Raw genomic sequence first — 16,102 nt, forward strand, 5'->3', positions numbered from 1 at the left:
TCCGTACGGTGTACAGCGTTGAGCCCTCCGACCGTCCCGACCGAGAGGTGAACCGTGCCCGAGACGACCGCCGCCGCCCCGCACCCGACCGCCCCCGGGACGACGCTCCCGGACCTGCCCGACGTCGTCGCCCAGGCCGAGCGCCTCGTCGCGCTCGGCGTCCACGAGATCGCCGGACTGACGCCCGACGCCCTCCGCGACGCCGCGGCCGGCCTCGCGGCGACCGCGCCCGCCGGGGCGCTGCTCGTCGTCGCCCCTCGGCTCGCGCCACCCTCGGCCCTGGCGTCCCTGCTGCGGCTCCCGGCGCGCGACGGCGAGAAGGAGGGCTTCGTCGTCGTCGACATGACGGACGTCGACCGCTTCGCGCCCATCGAGGGCGTCGAGGTACCCGACGGACCGCTCTACGTCGTCGCGGGCCCGGACCGTGGCGACGACCTGGCGAACTGGTCGCCGGACGAGGCGCTGCCCGAGCTCACGGCCCGCGGCCGCACGCCCATGCTGCTGCACGAGGGCATCCACTGGGCGCTCCAGGCGCCGAGCGTCCTCACGCGCAACCTCTGCTACATGACGATCGGGTCGCGCCTGCGCAAGCCCGACGGCCGCCTGGACGCCCGCACCCCGGCGCTGTGGATCTCGAACGGCACGGGCCGTGACGGTCGCGAGCGCCGCGGCGCCCCGAAGGTCGGCTGGTGCTGGGCCGGCAACCGCCACACCTGGCTCGGCTTCGCCTCCACCACGGCCCGCCTCCCCGCTTGACGGCAACCTGGGCGTGTGGGCATGGAATGGGCCCGGTTCTCGACCGAGAACCGGGCCCATTCCATGCCCACAACGATCCGGGCTCAGCCGAAGACGCCCAGGAGGGCGACGAGGACCACGACGACGCCGAGCACGACGACGAGGAGGGGCCGGTCGGAGGCCTCGCGCGCGGCGAGGCGGCCCAGCCCGGCTCCGATCGCCGCGGTGACCCCGACGACGGCGGCCGCTCCCGCGACGAGCGCTCCCCCGCCGCTCGCCCCGGCGTCGGCGAGCTGTGCCGCGAGACCACCGGCGAGCAGCGACCCCCACAGCGCGCCCGCGACGAGGCCGAGCGCGGCGAACACCAACGCGGCCCGGCGCTCCGACGCGTCGCGCGTGATGCGGGTGCCCAGCCACGCCACCGCGGCGCCCGCCGTCGGCACGCTGAGCAGGATGAGGAGCGCCGCGAACGCGAGCCACGCGGGCGGCGCGCCGGAGACGACCATGTAGAGGACCTGGACGCCGAGCATCGCCGCCGCGGCGACGACCAGACCGGCGAGAAAGACCGGCACCCGCGGCGGGAGGTCCGCCGCGGGTGCCGGTTCACGGGTGCTGCGCGCCACCGTCAGTCGCTGCTCTGCAGGATCGCGAAGAGGCGCAGGAACTCGAGGTAGAGCCAGATCAGCGTGACGAGCAGGCCGAACGCCGCCGACCACGCGAACTTGGCGGGCACGCCGCCCTCGACGCCGCGCTTGATCGAGTCGAAGTCGACGATGAGCGACGCGGCGGCCAGGCCGACCCCGAGGAGGCTGGCGATGATGCCCCAGCCGCTGTACAGGCCCCAGCCGCCCAGGACGCCCGTCATGATGAGGACGACGTTCACCAGCGAGAAGACCAGGTAGCCGACCATCGCGATGAGCAGCCAGCGCATGAACTTCGGCGTGACGCGCACGCGGCCCGACTTGAACAGGAACAGCGCGGCGGCGAACGTCGCGACCGTGGCCACGACGGCCGACGGCACGACGCCGTTCCACGCCGTCTCGTAGAAGCGGCTGATGCCGCCGAGGAACAGGCCCTGCGCGAGCGTGTACAGCACGATGAGCGCGGGGCTCGGGTTGCGCTTGAACGAGTTCACCAGGCCGAGCACGAGACCGACGACGGCGCCGACGATCCACAGCGCCGGCATCTGTGGCGTGACCATCCACGAGCCCGCGCCGACGACCACGAGGAGGGCGAGCAGGCCGCCCGTCTTCATGATGACGTCGTCGTAGGTCAGTCGCTTGGTGTCCGCGGTCGTCGCCGACGGCGCGTTGTACATCGCGTCGAGCGACGCGGCGTCGGCGGTCTGGGCGCCGTACGCGCCCCACTGCGCCCCCTGCTGGGGCGGCGTGCCGTACGCGGGGCCCTGCCCCTGCGGCGGCGGGCTCCCGTAGGCGGGCCCGGCCTGCGTGGCCGCCCCACCGCGCTGGTTCTTCGGCTCGCCGAAGACCGCGCTGTTGTTGAAGACGGGGTTGCTCATGAGCTCCTCCTGGTCACGGCGTCCACTACCTCTCAGCGGGCCTCGTCATCGGCGTCTCGCCTCGAGTCGGGTGTCGCTGGCCTGTGTTCATCCTAGGGAACGTGCGAGCCGTGGCCACTGTTCCCACCGGGTTTTTCGCCCCACGGGGGCAAAGTGCCGACCAGCGGACCATCCCACGCCGTGCCGTGTACGCCGCGCGGTGTACGCCGCCCGGCCCGCACGCCGGGCAAGATACGTCGCACGGGGGCTGTCCGACGTCGTGCACGTCCCTAGGCTCGTGACGTACCTCGCGGAGAGGACCCCGGTCCGACCGGTGCGACCCCCGCCGCGAGCACCAGGAACCATCCCGGACGAACGACCCTCGGAGGGGCGAAGTCATGATCGAAGCACGCGGCCTGACCAAGCGGTACGGGCCCAAGACCGCGGTGGACGGCATCTCGTTCACCGTGCGTCCCGGGACCGTCACCGGCTTCCTCGGCCCCAACGGCGCCGGCAAGTCCACGACCATGCGCATGATCATGGGTCTGGACCGCCCGACCGCGGGGAACGTCACCGTCAACGGGCGCCCGTACGCGCAGCACCGCTCCCCCCTCACCGAGGTGGGCGCGCTGCTCGACGCGAAGGCGGTCCACACCGGGCGCACCGCCTACAACCACCTCCTCGCGATGGCCGCGACGCACGGCATCCCGACCAAGCGCGTGGACGAGGTCATCGACATGACCGGCCTCCAGTCGGTCGCGAAGAAGCGCGTCGGCGGCTTCTCGCTCGGCATGGGCCAGCGCCTGGGCATCGCGTCCGCGCTGCTCGGCGACCCGAAGACCCTCATCCTCGACGAGCCGGTCAACGGCCTCGACCCCGAGGGCGTCCTGTGGGTGCGCAACCTCGCCAAGTACCTCGCGTCGGAGGGCCGCACGGTCTTCCTGTCGAGCCACCTCATGAGCGAGGTCGCCCTCACGGCCGACCACATCATCGTCATCGGCAAGGGCCGCATCATCGCGGACGCCCCGGTGAGCGACATCGTCAACGGCGCCCAGCAGCGCACGGTCCGCGTCCGCACGCCCCACGCGACGCAGCTCGCCGAGATCCTCACGAGCGACGGCGCGACCGTCACCAGCGACGAGCCGAGCCTGCTCGTCGTCACCGGCGCGGACGCTCCCGGGATCGGCGAGCTCGCCGCCGCGAAGGGCTTCGTCCTGCACGAGCTCACGCCCGTCACCTCGACGCTCGAGGACGCCTACATGGCCCTCACGGCCGACTCGGTCGAGTACCAGACCGAGTCCGCGCAGATCCACATCGGCCACGGCGCGGCAGGTGCGCCCGCGGGTGCGCCGGCCCCCACCGACTCCCTCGAAGGAGCGCAGCGATGAGCGCCACGACCCTCGCCCCCGGCGCCACCAGCCCGACGGCGTCCCGCACGTCCCCCTACCGCCTCTCGTTCGGCCACGTGCTCCGCTCGGAGTGGATCAAGTTCCGCTCGCTGCGCTCCACGTGGTGGACGCTCGGCATCACCATCGCGGTCATGGTGGGCTTCTCCCTCATGTTCGCGGCCGTCGTGTCCTCGATGGACTCGGCGGGCGTCTCGGCCGAGGAGGCCGGGATGGGCGCGTCCGACGGCGTCGGCGTCATGGTCATCACGGTCGGCTACTCGTTCGCCCAGCTCGCGGTCGCGGTGCTCGGCGCGCTCACCGTCACCGGTGAGTACTCCACCGGCATGATCCGCTCCACGCTCTCCGCCGTCCCGCGCCGCACGCCCGCGCTCGCCGCGAAGATGATCGTCGTCGGCGTCGTGACGGCCGTCTCGACCGTCGTCGCCGTCGGGCTGTCCTACCTCGTGACCTACCCGATCCTCTCGGGCAAGGGCATGACGGTCGACTTCTCGTCCGCCGACGACCAGCGCGCCCTGATCGGCGTCGTGCTGTACCTCACGGCCGTCGCGCTGTTCTCCGTCGCGGTCGGCGTCCTGCTCCGCAGCTCCGCCGGTGCGATCTTCACCCTCGTCGCCGTGTTCTTCGTCCTGTCGATGGTGCTCAACATCGTCATGGGCGTCACGGGGGCGGACTGGGTCCAGACGCTCATGAACTCGCTGCCTGCCTCCGCGGGCGAGCAGGTCGTGCTCGGCGGCGGGATGTCGTCCCCCGACGCGATCGGCCCGTGGCCCGGCTTCGCGGTGCTCGCCGGCTGGACCGCGGCGCTCACCGCCGCCGCGGCCGTCGTGCTCAAGCGCCGGGACGCGTGACCTCCCGGCCCACCACCCCGCCGACGCCGGACGAGCAGCCCGCTCGTCCGGCGTCGGCCGTGGCGCGCCCGGGAACCGCCTCCCCGAGCACGCCCGCGCCTCTGCCGATGCGGCCCGCGCCCGAGCCGTTCACCGAGCTCGACGCCCGGCGCCTCGGCCCGGTGCGCCGGTACTTCGCCCGGCACCCCGTCGTCATGGACTGGGTGATCGTCGCGATCTTCGTCGTGCCGGGCATCCTCTACTCGCTGTTCGCGGAGCAGCCCCGCGGTTCCTCGCCCCTGTCGCTCGTGTTCTTCCTCCTGGGCGGGGCCCTCCTGTACTGGCGCCGCCACCGACCCGTCACCGTCGCGCTCGGGCTCACCGCCCTCGGCGTCCTCGCGATCGCGGTCACCGGCGACACCGCCGGGTTCGAGGTCGCGGCCATGTTCGCGGTGTACGCCGTCGCGGCCTCGCGGCCGTCGCGGATCGCGTGGCCGGTCCTCGCCATCGTCGTGCTGGCCCTGTCCGGCGCGACCCTCCTCTGGTACGACGTCATCACCACCGCCGACGGGGAGGTCCTGCGCCAGAGCGTCGAACCCGGGCGCGCGACCGTCGACCGCATCGTCGGCATCCTCGTCACGACCGTCCTGTGCCTGATCGCCCTCGCGATCGGCACCAACGTGCGCGCCCGCCGGCAGCACGTGTCCGACCTCGTCGAGCGCGCGAACTCCATCGCGCGCGACCGCGACCAGCAGGCCCAGCTCGCCGCCGCCGCCGAGCGCACGCGCATCGCGCGCGAGATGCACGACGTCGTCGCGCACTCCCTCACGGTCATGGTCGCCCTCGCGGACGGCGCCAAGGCGTCGGGCGCCAAGAACCCCGAGCTCGCGGGCCACGCGCTCGACGAGCTCACCGCGACCGGGCGGGCCGCCCTCGCCGACATGCGCCGCGTGCTCGGCGTCCTCCGCGAGCCCGGCGGCGAGCAGACCGTGCCGCTCGCGCCCGCGCACGAGACGCCCGAGCTGGAGGAGATCGTCGAGCGCTTCCGGACCGCGGGCCTGCCCGTGCGGCTCGTCCGCTCCGGCCCGCAGCCGACCCCCGGGCCCGCGCTGCGCCAGACCGCGCACCGGATCGTCCAGGAGTCACTGACGAACGTGCTGCGCTACGCGCCCCTGTCCCCCCTGGTGCTCGTCGAGGTCTCGCGCCGCACCGAGCCCGGTGCGGACTGGCTCGAGCTGCGCGTCGTCAACCAGGCCGGCCGCCGCCCCGGCGAGGGCGCGAGCGCGGACGAACGCGGGCTCCCGCCGTCAGTCGCGGAGCAGCACCCGCCCGGCGTCCCGATCGGCACCGGCCGCGGCATCATCGGGATGCGCGAGAGGGCGGCCGTGTACGGCGGTACGGTGTCGGCGGGGCCGAGCGGCACCGGCTGGGAGGTGCGGGCGAGCCTGCGCCTCGACCTCGACCCCGGCCGGGACACCGGCGGACGCGACGACGGACGGGAACGCACATGACGGACAGCGGCGCACCGACCCGGGTGCTGCTCGTCGACGACCAGGCGCTGCTGCGCATGGGCTTCCGCATGATCCTCGCCGCCGAGGACGACATCGAGGTCGTCGGCGAGGCCGGGGACGGCGAGACCGGGATCGCGCAGGCCGCAGCCCTGCGGCCCGACGTCGTGCTCATGGACGTCCGCATGCCCGGCACCAACGGCATCGAGGCGACCGAGCGCATCGTCGCCGCCCAGCCCGAGTCGCGGGTCATCATCCTCACCACGTTCGACCTCGACGAGTACGCGTTCGCCGCCCTGCGCGCCGGCGCGAGCGGCTTCCTCCTCAAGGACGCCAAGCCCGGCGAGCTCGTCGGGGCGATCCGCGCCGTCGCGAGCGGCGACGCCGCGGTGTCCCCGCGCATCACGCGCCGCATGCTCGAGATGTTCTCCGGGCAGCTCCCCCAGGACGGCACGACCGCCCCCGCCCCCACCCAGACCGGCCTGCACGACCCCCGCCTCGCCGAGCTCACCGCGCGCGAGCTCGAGGTCTTCGAGGCCCTCGGCGAGGGGCTGACGAACGCCGAGATCGCCGAGCGCTTCGTCCTGTCCGAGGCGACCGTCAAGACCCACGTCGGCCGCGTCCTCGGCAAGCTCGGCCTCCGCGACCGCGTCCAGGCCGTCGTCCTCGCCTACGAGACGGGCGTCGCCCGCCCCTCCTGAGCTCGTCCGCCCGCCGAGGTAGACCCCTGGTCCGCCGAGGTAGAGGCCTGGTCTCGTGGCCGACGGCGGTCTGGTCACCTTGGGTGGCGGGGTGGGTGGTGGTGCCGCGTCTACCATCCGCCGCTCGTTCCTCGCGGCTCCCGCCAGGCCCGCCACGACGCGGCACCACCACCCACCCCGCCGGCGTCATCTCGCCCTGGTCGTCGCGCACCCCGGGCGACCGCCCGCGGTGTCGGTCCAGCCGGGGGTCGCCGGCGCCGCCTCCTGGGCGGCCGGACCGTCGGCCGTCGGCGACGCTGCAGCGCAGGGCGAGAGGACGTCGTCGGACCAGGCCTCTCCCTCGGCAGGCCACGGGTCTACCTCGGCGAGCTGGCCCGGGAGAGCCCGAGCCGCGGTGCGGCGACGGCCGAGCGGTGGGGGTGGGCTCGGATGCGAAAGGGCGTCAGAGCGGCGCTCCTAGAACCCACACCCGAAAGACCACCGTGACGGCGCCGCAGCCCCGAGCACCGAGCCCACCCCCACCGCGGACCCGACCACGCGGGCCCGAAACCCGACCACCCCTCTACCTCGGCTCTACCTCGGCGGGCTACCCCTCCGCAACGGGCTGGGCGGCGGCCTTCTCGGTCTTCTCGGCCTTCTCGGCCTCGGCCTGGGCGGCGGCCTCCTGCTTGGCCGCCTTCTTCGCCGCGCGCTTCTCGCCGCGGCGCTCGGCGAGCGTGTACAGCACCGGCACGACGACCAGGGTCAGCAGCGTCGAGCTGAGCAGGCCGCCGATGACGACGAGCGCGAGGGGCTGGGAGATGAACGCCCCGCCGCCGGTGATGCCGATCGCCATCGGGGTGAGCGCGAAGATCGTCGCCGCCGCCGTCATGACGATGGGGCGCAGGCGCTTGCGCGCCCCCTCCATGACGGCGTCGTCGAGCGACCGGCCGCGCTCGCGGTACTGGTTGATGAGGTCGATGAGCACGATCGCGTTGGACACGACGATGCCGACGAGCATGAGCAGGCCGATGAGGGCCGGCACGCCGAGCGGCGTCGCGGTGGCGAGCAGCAGGAGCAGCGCGCCCGTCGCGGCGAACGGGATCGACACGAGCAGGATGAACGGCTGCAGGAGGCTGCGGAACGTCGCGACCATGACGAGGTAGACGATGAGGATCGCGACGAGCAGCGCGAGACCGAGGTCGGCGAACGCGTCGGCCTGGTCGGACGCGACGCCGCCGATCTCGACCGTCGCGCCGCCCTCGAGCTCGAGGCCGTCGATCGCGGTCGTGAGCTCGGTCGTGAGGGCGCCGAGGTCCTGGCCCGCGGGCGTGACGGAGATCGTCGCGCTGCGCTCGCCGTCGACCCGGGTGATCGAGGTGGGGACCTCTACCTCCGCGACCTCGGCGACCTGCGTGAGGGGCACGGGCCCCGCCGCGGTGGGCAGCACGACCTGCTCGAGCTCGGCGACCGTCGCCGGCGCCTGACCCGCGAGGACGCGGACCTGGACCGGGCCGTCGCCGAGGTTCACCGTGCCGATCGGCGCCGGAGACATCGTCCCCGCGACCGTCCCGGCCACCTGGGTCTCGGTGAGCCCGACGGCGGCCGCGGCGTCGCGGTCGACGGTCACCTGGACCGTGGACTGCGCGGAGGCGAGGTTGTTGGTCACCTGCGCCGCGCCGTCGGCGCCCTCGGCGAGCTCCTGCACGTCCGCGGCCGCGGCCGTGAGGGTCTCGGTGTCGGGGGCGCGGACGACGAGGTCGACCGTCGAGCTGCCGAACGCGGCGTCCGCCCCGGCGACCTCGATGCCCTCGCTCGAGTCGCCGCCCAGCCCGGAGACGGCGTCGCGCACGTCCTCCTGGGCTGCGACGGCGTCGGCGTCCGCGTCGAGCGTGACGGCGAACGTCGCCGTCGGGGACCCGCCCCCGCCGAAGAACGCGGCCTCGGGCCCGCCCGCCGTACCGACGGTCGTCTGCACGGTCGCGACGCCGTCGACGTCGAGGAGCGCCTGCTCGACGTCGCGCGCCGCGGCGTCCTGCGCCTCGAGCGACGTGCCGGGCGCGAACGACTCGGTGACGGTGAGCGTGTCCTGGCCGGTGTCGCCGAGGAAGTTGGTCTCGAGCCGCGGCACGAGCGCGAGTGTTCCGGCGAGGATCGCGACCGAGACGCCCAGGGTGATCGCGGGGTGGCGCAGCGCCGCGCGCAGCGTCGGGACGTAGCCCCGCTGCCACAGCCCACGGCGCTCCTTGGACTCCGCCGCGGCACGGGCGCGCTCCCCCGCCAGGCGCGCGGCCTCGGGGTCGGCCGGGACGGGCGGGGACTTGATGAACCAGTACGCGAGCACCGGGACGATCGTCAGCGCGACGAACAGCGACGCGAGCATCGCGATGGCGACGGTGAGCGCGAAGGGCCGGAAGAGTTCGCCGACCATGCCGCCCACGAGCGCGATGGGCAGGAAGACGGCGACGGTCGCCACGGTCGAGGCGGTGATCGCGCCCGCGACCTCCTTGACGGCGCCGATGATGGCGCCCACCTTGGCCTCGCCGTACGACAGGTGCCGCTTGATGTTCTCGATGACGACGATCGAGTCGTCGACGACGCGGCCGATCGCGACCGTCATGGCGCCGAGCGTGAGGATGTTCAGCGTGTAGCCGGTGGCGTTCATGACGATGAACGTCACGAACAGCGACAGCGGGATCGACACGGCCGAGACGAGCGTCGAGCGCAGCGACGCGAGGAACAGCAGGATCACGACGACGGCGAAGAGGAGGCCGAGGAGACCCTCGGTCGCGAGGCCCTCGATGGACTCCTCGATGAACGGCGCCTGGTCGAACACGACCTCGACGCGCACGTCCTGCGCGTCGAGCACGCCGGAGAGGTCGTCGACCGCGTCCTGGACGGCGTGCGACACCTCGACCGTGTTGCCCGCGGGCGTCTTGGTGATCGCGACGGCGAGCGCGTTCTCGCCGTCGAGGCGCGAGTACGACGTCGCGGGCTCGGGGCCCGCGGTCACGGTCGCGACGTCGCCGAGCGCGACGGGGGCCGTGCCGGGCGCGGCGGTCGGGGACACGAGCGGCAGCGCGGCTAGCTCGTCGACGGTGGTGACCGCGGTGCCGACCTGCACGCTAAGGGTCCGGTCGCCGTCGGAGACGGTCCCGGCGGGGATCACGACGCCGTTGTCCTGGAGGATCGTGGCGACCTGCGCCGGGCTGAGCCCGGCGGCGGCGAGCGCAGCCGGGTCGAGGTCGACGGTCACCTGCTGGTCGGCGATGCCGCTCACCGCGACGCTGCGCACGCCCTCGACGTCCTCGAGCGCCGGGACGACGCTCGACGTGACGGTGTCGGCCAGCGCCGCGTCGTCGGCCCCGCCGGACACGGCGAGCTGGATCACGGGCAGGTCGTCGACGGAGCCCGTGACGACCTGCGGCTCGACGTCCTCGGGGAGCTGGGACTGCAGGCGCGTGATCGCCGTCTGGAGCTGGGAGGCGGCGGCGTCCATGTCCGTGCCGTAGGCGAACTGCACGGTCGTCACGGACATGCCGGTCGACGACGTCGACGTGACGTCCTCCACGCCCTTGACGGCGCGCGCGGCCGTCTCGACGGGGACGGTCACCTGCTGCTCGACGATCGCCGGGGCGGAGCCCGGGTACACGCCGACGACGGCGGCGGTCGGGATCTGCAGGCTCGGGATGAGCTCCTGCTTGAGCGACCCCATGCTGATGACGCCGAAGATCGCGATCGCGACCGTGGCGAGCGCGACGAGCGCGCGGTTGGCCAGCGACAGCCGGGCGAGACGGGACACGGAGCCTCCAGGGGTTCCAGGTCGGGTGGGAGACGACGTCGGCGTCGCGATTTCGTTAGCGTAACGCGAAGCATCTCGAGATGGTTCCCGCTCCCACCGATAGAGTCTGCGCCGTGACCCACCCCGCCGACGACGAGCGCGCGGCGCTGGCGCGGCGCCTCGAGGACGCGCAGCGCCGCCTCGCCGAGCTGCTCCTCGCCCAACGGCTCGAGCCCTTGCTGCGCACGACCCTCACGGTCCCGCAGCTCCGGGCGCTCGCCGTCCTCCAGCTCGACGGCGAGACGAGCTCGCACCGGCTCGCCGAGGTGCTCGGCATCTCCCCCGCGACGCTCTCCGGCATCGTGGACCGGCTGGAGGCGGCGGGGATGGCCGCACGCCGCCCCGACCCGCAGGACGGTCGCGTACGCCTCGTCGCCGCGACCGCGCGGGGCGCGGCGGCCGTGCGGCGCGTCGCCGCGCAGGAGGACGAGCCGCTCACGGACCTGCTCGACCGGCTCGACGTCGAGGACCTGCGCGCGCTCACGGTCGGGATCGAGGCGCTCACCCAGGTCGCGGAGACGTCGGCCGCGGACCCCCCGACCGACACCTCGACCGCCCCGGAGGACTGAGGGCCCCGAGCCGCAGGCCCGGGACCCTCCGCTTCGCCGTCGTCGGTGGCTCAGACCTCGCCGAGAGCCTCCTCGGGCGTCCCCTCGACGGCGCGCGCCCGGCGGTTCCAGCGCGACCACAGCACGCGTTCCCCGATGTCGCCTGCCATGCGGTGCCCGAACGCGACGAACACGACGACCCCCACGACGAGCACGCCCGCCCCGAGCCAGAACGGCGCGGTCGCGGAGACCGGGTGCAGCAGGCCCGCGATGACCGGTGCCGGGGCCGCGAAGCCCCAGCGCACGAGGTTGAACGCGCCGGTCGTCACGCGCCGGTCCGGGTCGCCGAGCGCGAGCGACAGGTCGGTGAGGTTCGCGTTCGCGATGCCCATGAAGACACCGGCACCCACGAGCACGACGACGGACCACGCGGTCCCGAGGTCGAGCGCCAGCAGGACGAGCGCGACCAGCACGCCCACGATCGCGACGCCGAGCGTCTGGACCGCGCCCACGCGGTGGGCGAGCCGGTGCCCGACGACGAGGATCCCGACCGCGAGCCCCACGCCCCACGCGGTGAAGACGAGGCCCAGCGGCACGACGTCGAGCCCGAGGAAGACGGGCGTGTACCCGAGCACGATGAAGAAGCAGAAGTTGTACGCGGCGGTGACCGCGGCGAGCGCGAGGAAGCCGGGCTTGCGGAAGAGGCGGAACACCTGGCCGAGCCGCAGCGGCGCGGGCTTCTCTGCCGGGTCCTTGAGGCGGGTCACCGACACGAGCAGGGCGACGAGCATGAACACGCCGCACACGAAGAACGGCACGCGCCACGAGATGCCGCCCAGCAGGCCGCCGAGCAGCGGGCCGACGGCGAACCCGAGCCCGACGCACGTCTCGAAGAGCTCGACGACCCACTCGCGGTCGTTGGCGAGCGAGACGAGCAGGACCATCGCGGTCGCGAAGAACATCGCGTTGCCGAGGCCCCACAGGCCGCGCAGCGCGGCGAGCTGGCCGATGCTCGTGCTGAGCGCTGCGAGCACCGCAGCCACGGCGACGAGGCTCACGCCGGTCGCGAGGATCTTCTTGTAGCCGAAGCGCCCGGTCGCCATGACGGCGGGGATCATGCCCAGCGCCATGACGGCGATGTAGGCCGTGAAGAGGAGCTCGATCTGCCAGGTCGACGCCCCGATCTCCTCGCCGATGACGGGGAGGATCGGGTCGACGACCGCGATGCCGGCGATCGCGAAGAACGCCGTGAGCGCGGTCGCGTAGATGGCGGTGCGGTTCGGTTCGTTGCGCGTGGAGGCCACTGCGTTCGCACTTCCTGGTCGGGGGGAGGGCCGCGCGGCCTGAGCGGGCTGGCGGCAGCATTTATCTGTATCTGACAGGTAAGTATCTGTAGAATACACCTATGACGGTTGCCGAGGGAAACGATCGAGCGTCCGGTGCGCCGACCGGCGGGCCGTCGGCGCGCGACGACGCGACCGCGCACGACGTGCTCGGCGCGATCGAGCTGGAGGTCGCACAGCTCCTGCGCCGCGCCGAGCGCACCCGCGCCTCCGGGACCCCGGGCACCTCGCGTCGCGGCGGGACCCTCGACCGCTCCGGATACCTCCTCCTCCACACGCTCGGGACGCACGGCCCCCTGCACGTGAGCGCGCTCGCGGAGCTGCTCGGTCTCGACGCGTCGACCGTGACGCGCCAGGTCGTCGCGCTCGAACGGGCCGGTCACGCCCGGCGTGCGCGCGACCCCCTCGACGGCCGCGCGGTCGTCGTCGAGCCGACGGACGCGGGCCTCGACGAGCTCGCCGCGCACCGAGTCGCCCGGACGGAGCTGTACGCCGACGTCCTGGGCGACTGGTCCCGCCTGGACCGCGCGCTGCTCGCCGAGCTGCTGGGCCGCCTCAACGGCGACCTCGACGCCTACCGGCGGCGACGCGACGCGCCATGACCACCGGCCGTGAGCCCGCGCAGAAGGGGGCGACCTCACGGCGCGGGGAGCGCCCAGCGGATCAGTCGCGTGACCGTGGCGCCGGCGGGCCGCGCCCACCGCGCCGGCAGGCCGCGCACCCGCGGCATCCCGGCGCGGGCCCACGCGGGCAGCGACTCGCGCGCGGCGACGGCCAGCCCGGCGTACGCCGGGCGCACGGGCCACGGGAGCGGGGGCTCGACGAGCAGGAACCGCGCGGCGTCGAGCGCGGACGGCGTGAGCGAGAGCGCCGGCCGGTACTCCTCGACCGCCGCGTCCAGCTCCCGGCGGGTCAGGGGCGCGTCCACGACTCCCAGCGCGCGCCCGACGACGGAGGCCTGGGCGACATACTCGTCGCACCCCTGCGCGTCGAACGGGTCCCGGCTGAACGTCTGGTGCGCGACGAGGAAGCTCTGGGTCTCGGCGACGTGGACCCAGCGCAGCAGCTCGGGGTCGCTCGCGCGGTAGGCGCGGCCGTCGGGCGCCCGACCCCGGACGCGCTCGTGGACCGCGCGGACCGCCGCGACCGCGCGCTCCGCGTCGTCGGCCGTGCCGAACGTCGTCACGGCGATGAAGGTCGACGTGCGCTGGAGGCGGCCCCACGGGTCACCCCGGTAGCCCGAGTGCGCGGCGACGCCCGCCATGGCCAGCGGGTGCAGGCTCTGCAACAGCAGGGCGCGCAGCCCTCCGACGAACATCGACGCGTCCCCGTGCACCCGTTGGACCGGAGACCCGCGCTCGAACCAGCGCGGCCCCGGCGTCTGGTGGATGCGCGCCCTCGTGGCGGTCGCGTCCGGGCCGGCGACCCGGAGGAAGATCGCGCGCTCCGCCGCACCGCGTGCCCGCTCCACGACGTGCGTCATGGCGTCGATGCTCGCACCCCGTCCCCCACCTCGCGCGTCCGCCGGCGACGACTCGCGGGTTCCAAAGACTTCGTTGCAAAGAACCTCTTGCAAACATGTCTTTGGATCGGTAGCCTCGTCGCATGAGCACCGACGGCGAGACCCCACCCCCGAGCGCCGAGCGCCACCCCGCGCTCGGCCCGGCCCAGCTCAAGGCGCTCGCGCACCCGCTGCGGGTCCAGATCCTCGACCTGCTCTCCACCCACGGCGCGCTCACGGCGAGCCGCCTCGCCGACCTCGTCGGCGAGTCCAGCGGGTCGACGAGCTACCACCTCCGCCAGCTCGCCCGCCACGGCTTCGTCCGCGAGGTCGCCGGCCGCGGTACGGCCCGGGAGCGGTGGTGGGAGCGGCCACCGGGCGGGTTCACCGTGAGCATGCCCGACGACGAGACCGAGGACACCGCGGCCACGCTCGCCGGGGCGATGGTGAGCCGGGAGTTCGAGAACGCCCGCGCCCGCAAGATCCAGGCGTTCCTGGAGCGTTCCTCCGAGCTGCCGACACGGTGGCTCGACGGCGCGCGCCTCACCACCGCCAGCATGTGGCTCACGGCCGAGCAGATGGTCGAGGTCGCGGACGCCTGGGACGCGCTCGACGCGACGCTGCACCGCTTCCAGGGTCAGGAGCAGACGCCCGGCGCGCGGCCCGTGCAGATCCACTTCAACGTCTTCCCCACGATCGACGGCAAGGAGAACCCCTCATGAGCGCGTACTCCCCCACCCTGCCCCGCACCGTCGAGCCGCGCGGTGCCGACCGTCTGCTCGTCGTCGTCGGCTCGGCGCTGAGCGACCTCGGCCGCCGTCGTGCCGCGGCCCGTGCGCAGGCACGAGGCGAGCGGATCGCCGTCGCGCCCGGCACGGCGTCGGCGCCCGCGACCGACCGGCTCCACGCGGCGACGGAGCACACCCTCGACCGCACCGCGGTGTCGCGAGCGTCCCTTCTGCCCTGAACACCCGGAGATTCCACCCGCATGGGGAGGGCTCCCCATGTCGGCGAACCCGACCGCTCGGTTACCCTCGACGGGGCGTTCTGTGGGCACAGACGCGCGTCTCCCACCTCTCTCGCCATCCCGGCTCGACAGGATGACGCGGTCACGTGCGCCCCGACCACGTACTTAGGGAGCATTGGTGGGCCTTCTCTCGAGCATCCGCGAGCATCGTCGTACCGTCGCGTCGGTGAGCACCGTGTCGGTGTTCTCGACGGCACTCGTCGGGATGGCGTTCTTGTACGACGGCGAGGCCACGGCGGACGTGGACCTGAACGACTCGGGCGTGTGGGTGACGAAGTCGTCGGCCGGGTTGCTGGGTCGGTTCAACTACGAGTCGCAGGCGATGGACGGGACGTTGAACGCGGGCAGCGCGTCGTTCGACGTGCAGCAGGACGCGGGCCGGGTGCTGCTGGACGACGCCGGGACGAGCACCGCGTCTCCGGTGAGCGTGGCGCACCTGAAGCTGGACGGGCAGATCCGTCTCCCGGCAGGTGCTCAGGTGGTGACCGGTGGTGCGACGACGGCGATCCTCGACGGCGAGGAGGGGCTGTTGTGGGTGCTGCCGTTCGACGGCGCGACGTCGTTCGACGCGGAGAAGCTGGACCCCGTGGCCGAGGTCGGCGGTGACGGCGCGCTGACCGTGTCGCAGGACGGGACGGTGTTCGCGGCGATCCCGTCGACGGGGACGTTGTGGACGGTGTCGACGACGCCCAAGGGCACGGTGGACGGCGAGGCCTCCTCGTCGGCGCTGCCCGTGGGCAAGGGCGCCGAGGTCGACGTGACCGCGGTCGGCGACCGCCCCGTCGTGCTCGACCGGTCCGCGTCCCACCTGATCCTGCCCGGCGGGAAGAGCGTGGCGATCGAGGGGGGTGGGGACGCGCGCCTGCAGCAGCCGTCGCAGTCCTCGGACGTGGTCGCGGTCGCCACGACGGACGCCCTCGTCTCCCAGCCGCTCAAGGGCGGGGACGCGCAGCGTCGTGCCGCGCAGGGCGTGCCGGCGGCGCCCGTCCAGCTCGGCGCGTGCACCTACGGGGCGTGGGCCTCGACGGGTCAGGTCATCCGTGACTGCGAGGGCACGGGTCGGGACGTCGACGAGCGGCTCGAGGGGCTGGACCCCCAGACCCGGCTCGAGTACCGGGTGAACCGGCACGTGATCGTGCTGAACGACCTGTCGGCGGGGACGTTGTGGATGGCGGCGGACGAGTA

14 protein-coding genes and 1 pseudogene are annotated in these 16,102 nt (G+C 73.7%); 10 read left to right on the forward strand and 5 right to left on the reverse strand.

The window, feature by feature from the left end:
* Nucleotides 1-54 precede the first annotated feature (54 nt).
* Entirely contained in the window at nucleotides 55-756 is a 702-nt protein-coding gene (locus tag NF338_RS06575) for a DUF5701 family protein (RefSeq protein ID WP_264030033.1), read from the forward strand.
* A gap of 83 nt (nucleotides 757-839) precedes the next feature.
* Here NF338_RS06575 and NF338_RS06580 read toward each other — a convergent pair whose 3' ends face one another.
* Complete coding sequence (locus NF338_RS06580; RefSeq protein ID WP_264030034.1) at nucleotides 840-1,358, reverse strand: hypothetical protein; 519 nt, start codon at nucleotides 1,356-1,358, stop codon at nucleotides 840-842.
* 2 nt (nucleotides 1,359-1,360) lie between these two features.
* The gene (locus tag NF338_RS06585) at nucleotides 1,361-2,254 is read right to left on the reverse strand and encodes a Bax inhibitor-1/YccA family membrane protein (RefSeq protein WP_087469665.1); all 894 of its coding nucleotides are present in this window, start codon (nucleotides 2,252-2,254) and stop codon (nucleotides 1,361-1,363) included.
* Between the two features lie 377 nt (nucleotides 2,255-2,631).
* Here NF338_RS06585 and NF338_RS06590 point away from each other — a divergent pair, with 377 nt between their 5' ends.
* The 4 genes from NF338_RS06590 (at nucleotide 2,632) to NF338_RS06605 (ending at nucleotide 6,678) form a co-directional block, all read left to right on the forward strand.
* On the forward strand, nucleotides 2,632-3,621 hold the full coding sequence (locus NF338_RS06590) for an ABC transporter ATP-binding protein (protein ID WP_087469666.1): 990 nt from the start codon (nucleotides 2,632-2,634) through the stop codon (nucleotides 3,619-3,621).
* Nucleotides 3,618-4,490, forward strand: a complete 873-nt coding sequence (locus tag NF338_RS06595; RefSeq protein WP_264030035.1) for an ABC transporter permease subunit — start codon at nucleotides 3,618-3,620, stop codon at nucleotides 4,488-4,490. Before NF338_RS06590 ends, NF338_RS06595 begins: the two co-directional genes overlap by 4 nt.
* Nucleotides 4,491-4,597: 107 nt before the next feature.
* A complete protein-coding gene (locus NF338_RS06600) occupies nucleotides 4,598-5,980 on the forward strand; it encodes a sensor histidine kinase (RefSeq protein WP_264030036.1) in 1,383 nt (460 codons plus the stop codon).
* Complete coding sequence (locus NF338_RS06605) at nucleotides 5,977-6,678, forward strand: response regulator (protein ID WP_264030037.1); 702 nt, start codon at nucleotides 5,977-5,979, stop codon at nucleotides 6,676-6,678. The genes NF338_RS06600 and NF338_RS06605 overlap by 4 nt, the downstream gene beginning before the upstream one ends.
* Nucleotides 6,679-7,264: 586 nt before the next feature.
* Here the strand turns inward: NF338_RS06605 and NF338_RS06610 are convergent.
* A complete protein-coding gene (locus tag NF338_RS06610) occupies nucleotides 7,265-10,459 on the reverse strand; it encodes an efflux RND transporter permease subunit (protein WP_264030038.1) in 3,195 nt (1,064 codons plus the stop codon).
* A gap of 113 nt (nucleotides 10,460-10,572) precedes the next feature.
* On the opposite strand from NF338_RS06610, the gene NF338_RS06615 reads away from it, so the two are divergent.
* Nucleotides 10,573-11,067, forward strand: a complete 495-nt coding sequence (locus NF338_RS06615; RefSeq protein WP_264030039.1) for a MarR family winged helix-turn-helix transcriptional regulator — start codon at nucleotides 10,573-10,575, stop codon at nucleotides 11,065-11,067.
* A 50-nt stretch (nucleotides 11,068-11,117) separates the two neighbouring features.
* On the opposite strand, the gene NF338_RS06620 is transcribed toward NF338_RS06615, so the two are convergent.
* Entirely contained in the window at nucleotides 11,118-12,350 is a 1,233-nt protein-coding gene (locus NF338_RS06620) for an MFS transporter (protein WP_087469672.1), read from the reverse strand.
* A gap of 101 nt (nucleotides 12,351-12,451) precedes the next feature.
* On the opposite strand from NF338_RS06620, the gene NF338_RS06625 reads away from it, so the two are divergent.
* The gene (locus tag NF338_RS06625; RefSeq protein ID WP_264030040.1) at nucleotides 12,452-12,991 is read left to right on the forward strand and encodes a MarR family winged helix-turn-helix transcriptional regulator; all 540 of its coding nucleotides are present in this window, start codon (nucleotides 12,452-12,454) and stop codon (nucleotides 12,989-12,991) included.
* 35 nt (nucleotides 12,992-13,026) lie between these two features.
* On the opposite strand, the gene NF338_RS06630 is transcribed toward NF338_RS06625, so the two are convergent.
* Entirely contained in the window at nucleotides 13,027-13,872 is an 846-nt protein-coding gene (locus NF338_RS06630; protein ID WP_264030041.1) for an oxygenase MpaB family protein, read from the reverse strand.
* A 122-nt stretch (nucleotides 13,873-13,994) separates the two neighbouring features.
* Between NF338_RS06630 and NF338_RS06635 the strand changes: the two genes are divergently transcribed.
* From NF338_RS06635 to NF338_RS06645, 3 genes and pseudogenes are all read left to right on the forward strand, one after another.
* Entirely contained in the window at nucleotides 13,995-14,612 is a 618-nt protein-coding gene (locus NF338_RS06635; RefSeq protein ID WP_087469675.1) for an ArsR/SmtB family transcription factor, read from the forward strand.
* A complete protein-coding gene (locus tag NF338_RS06640; protein ID WP_264030042.1) occupies nucleotides 14,609-14,857 on the forward strand; it encodes a hypothetical protein in 249 nt (82 codons plus the stop codon). The genes NF338_RS06635 and NF338_RS06640 overlap by 4 nt, the downstream gene beginning before the upstream one ends.
* 226 nt (nucleotides 14,858-15,083) lie before the next feature.
* Nucleotides 15,084-16,102, forward strand: a pseudogene (locus NF338_RS06645) (fibronectin type III domain-containing protein); the annotation flags it as partial.

Origin of the sequence: Cellulosimicrobium sp. SH8 (genome assembly GCF_025818875.1) — a bacterium.
In the GTDB taxonomy this organism is placed as follows: Bacteria; Actinomycetota; Actinomycetes; order Actinomycetales; family Cellulomonadaceae; genus Cellulosimicrobium; species Cellulosimicrobium cellulans_D.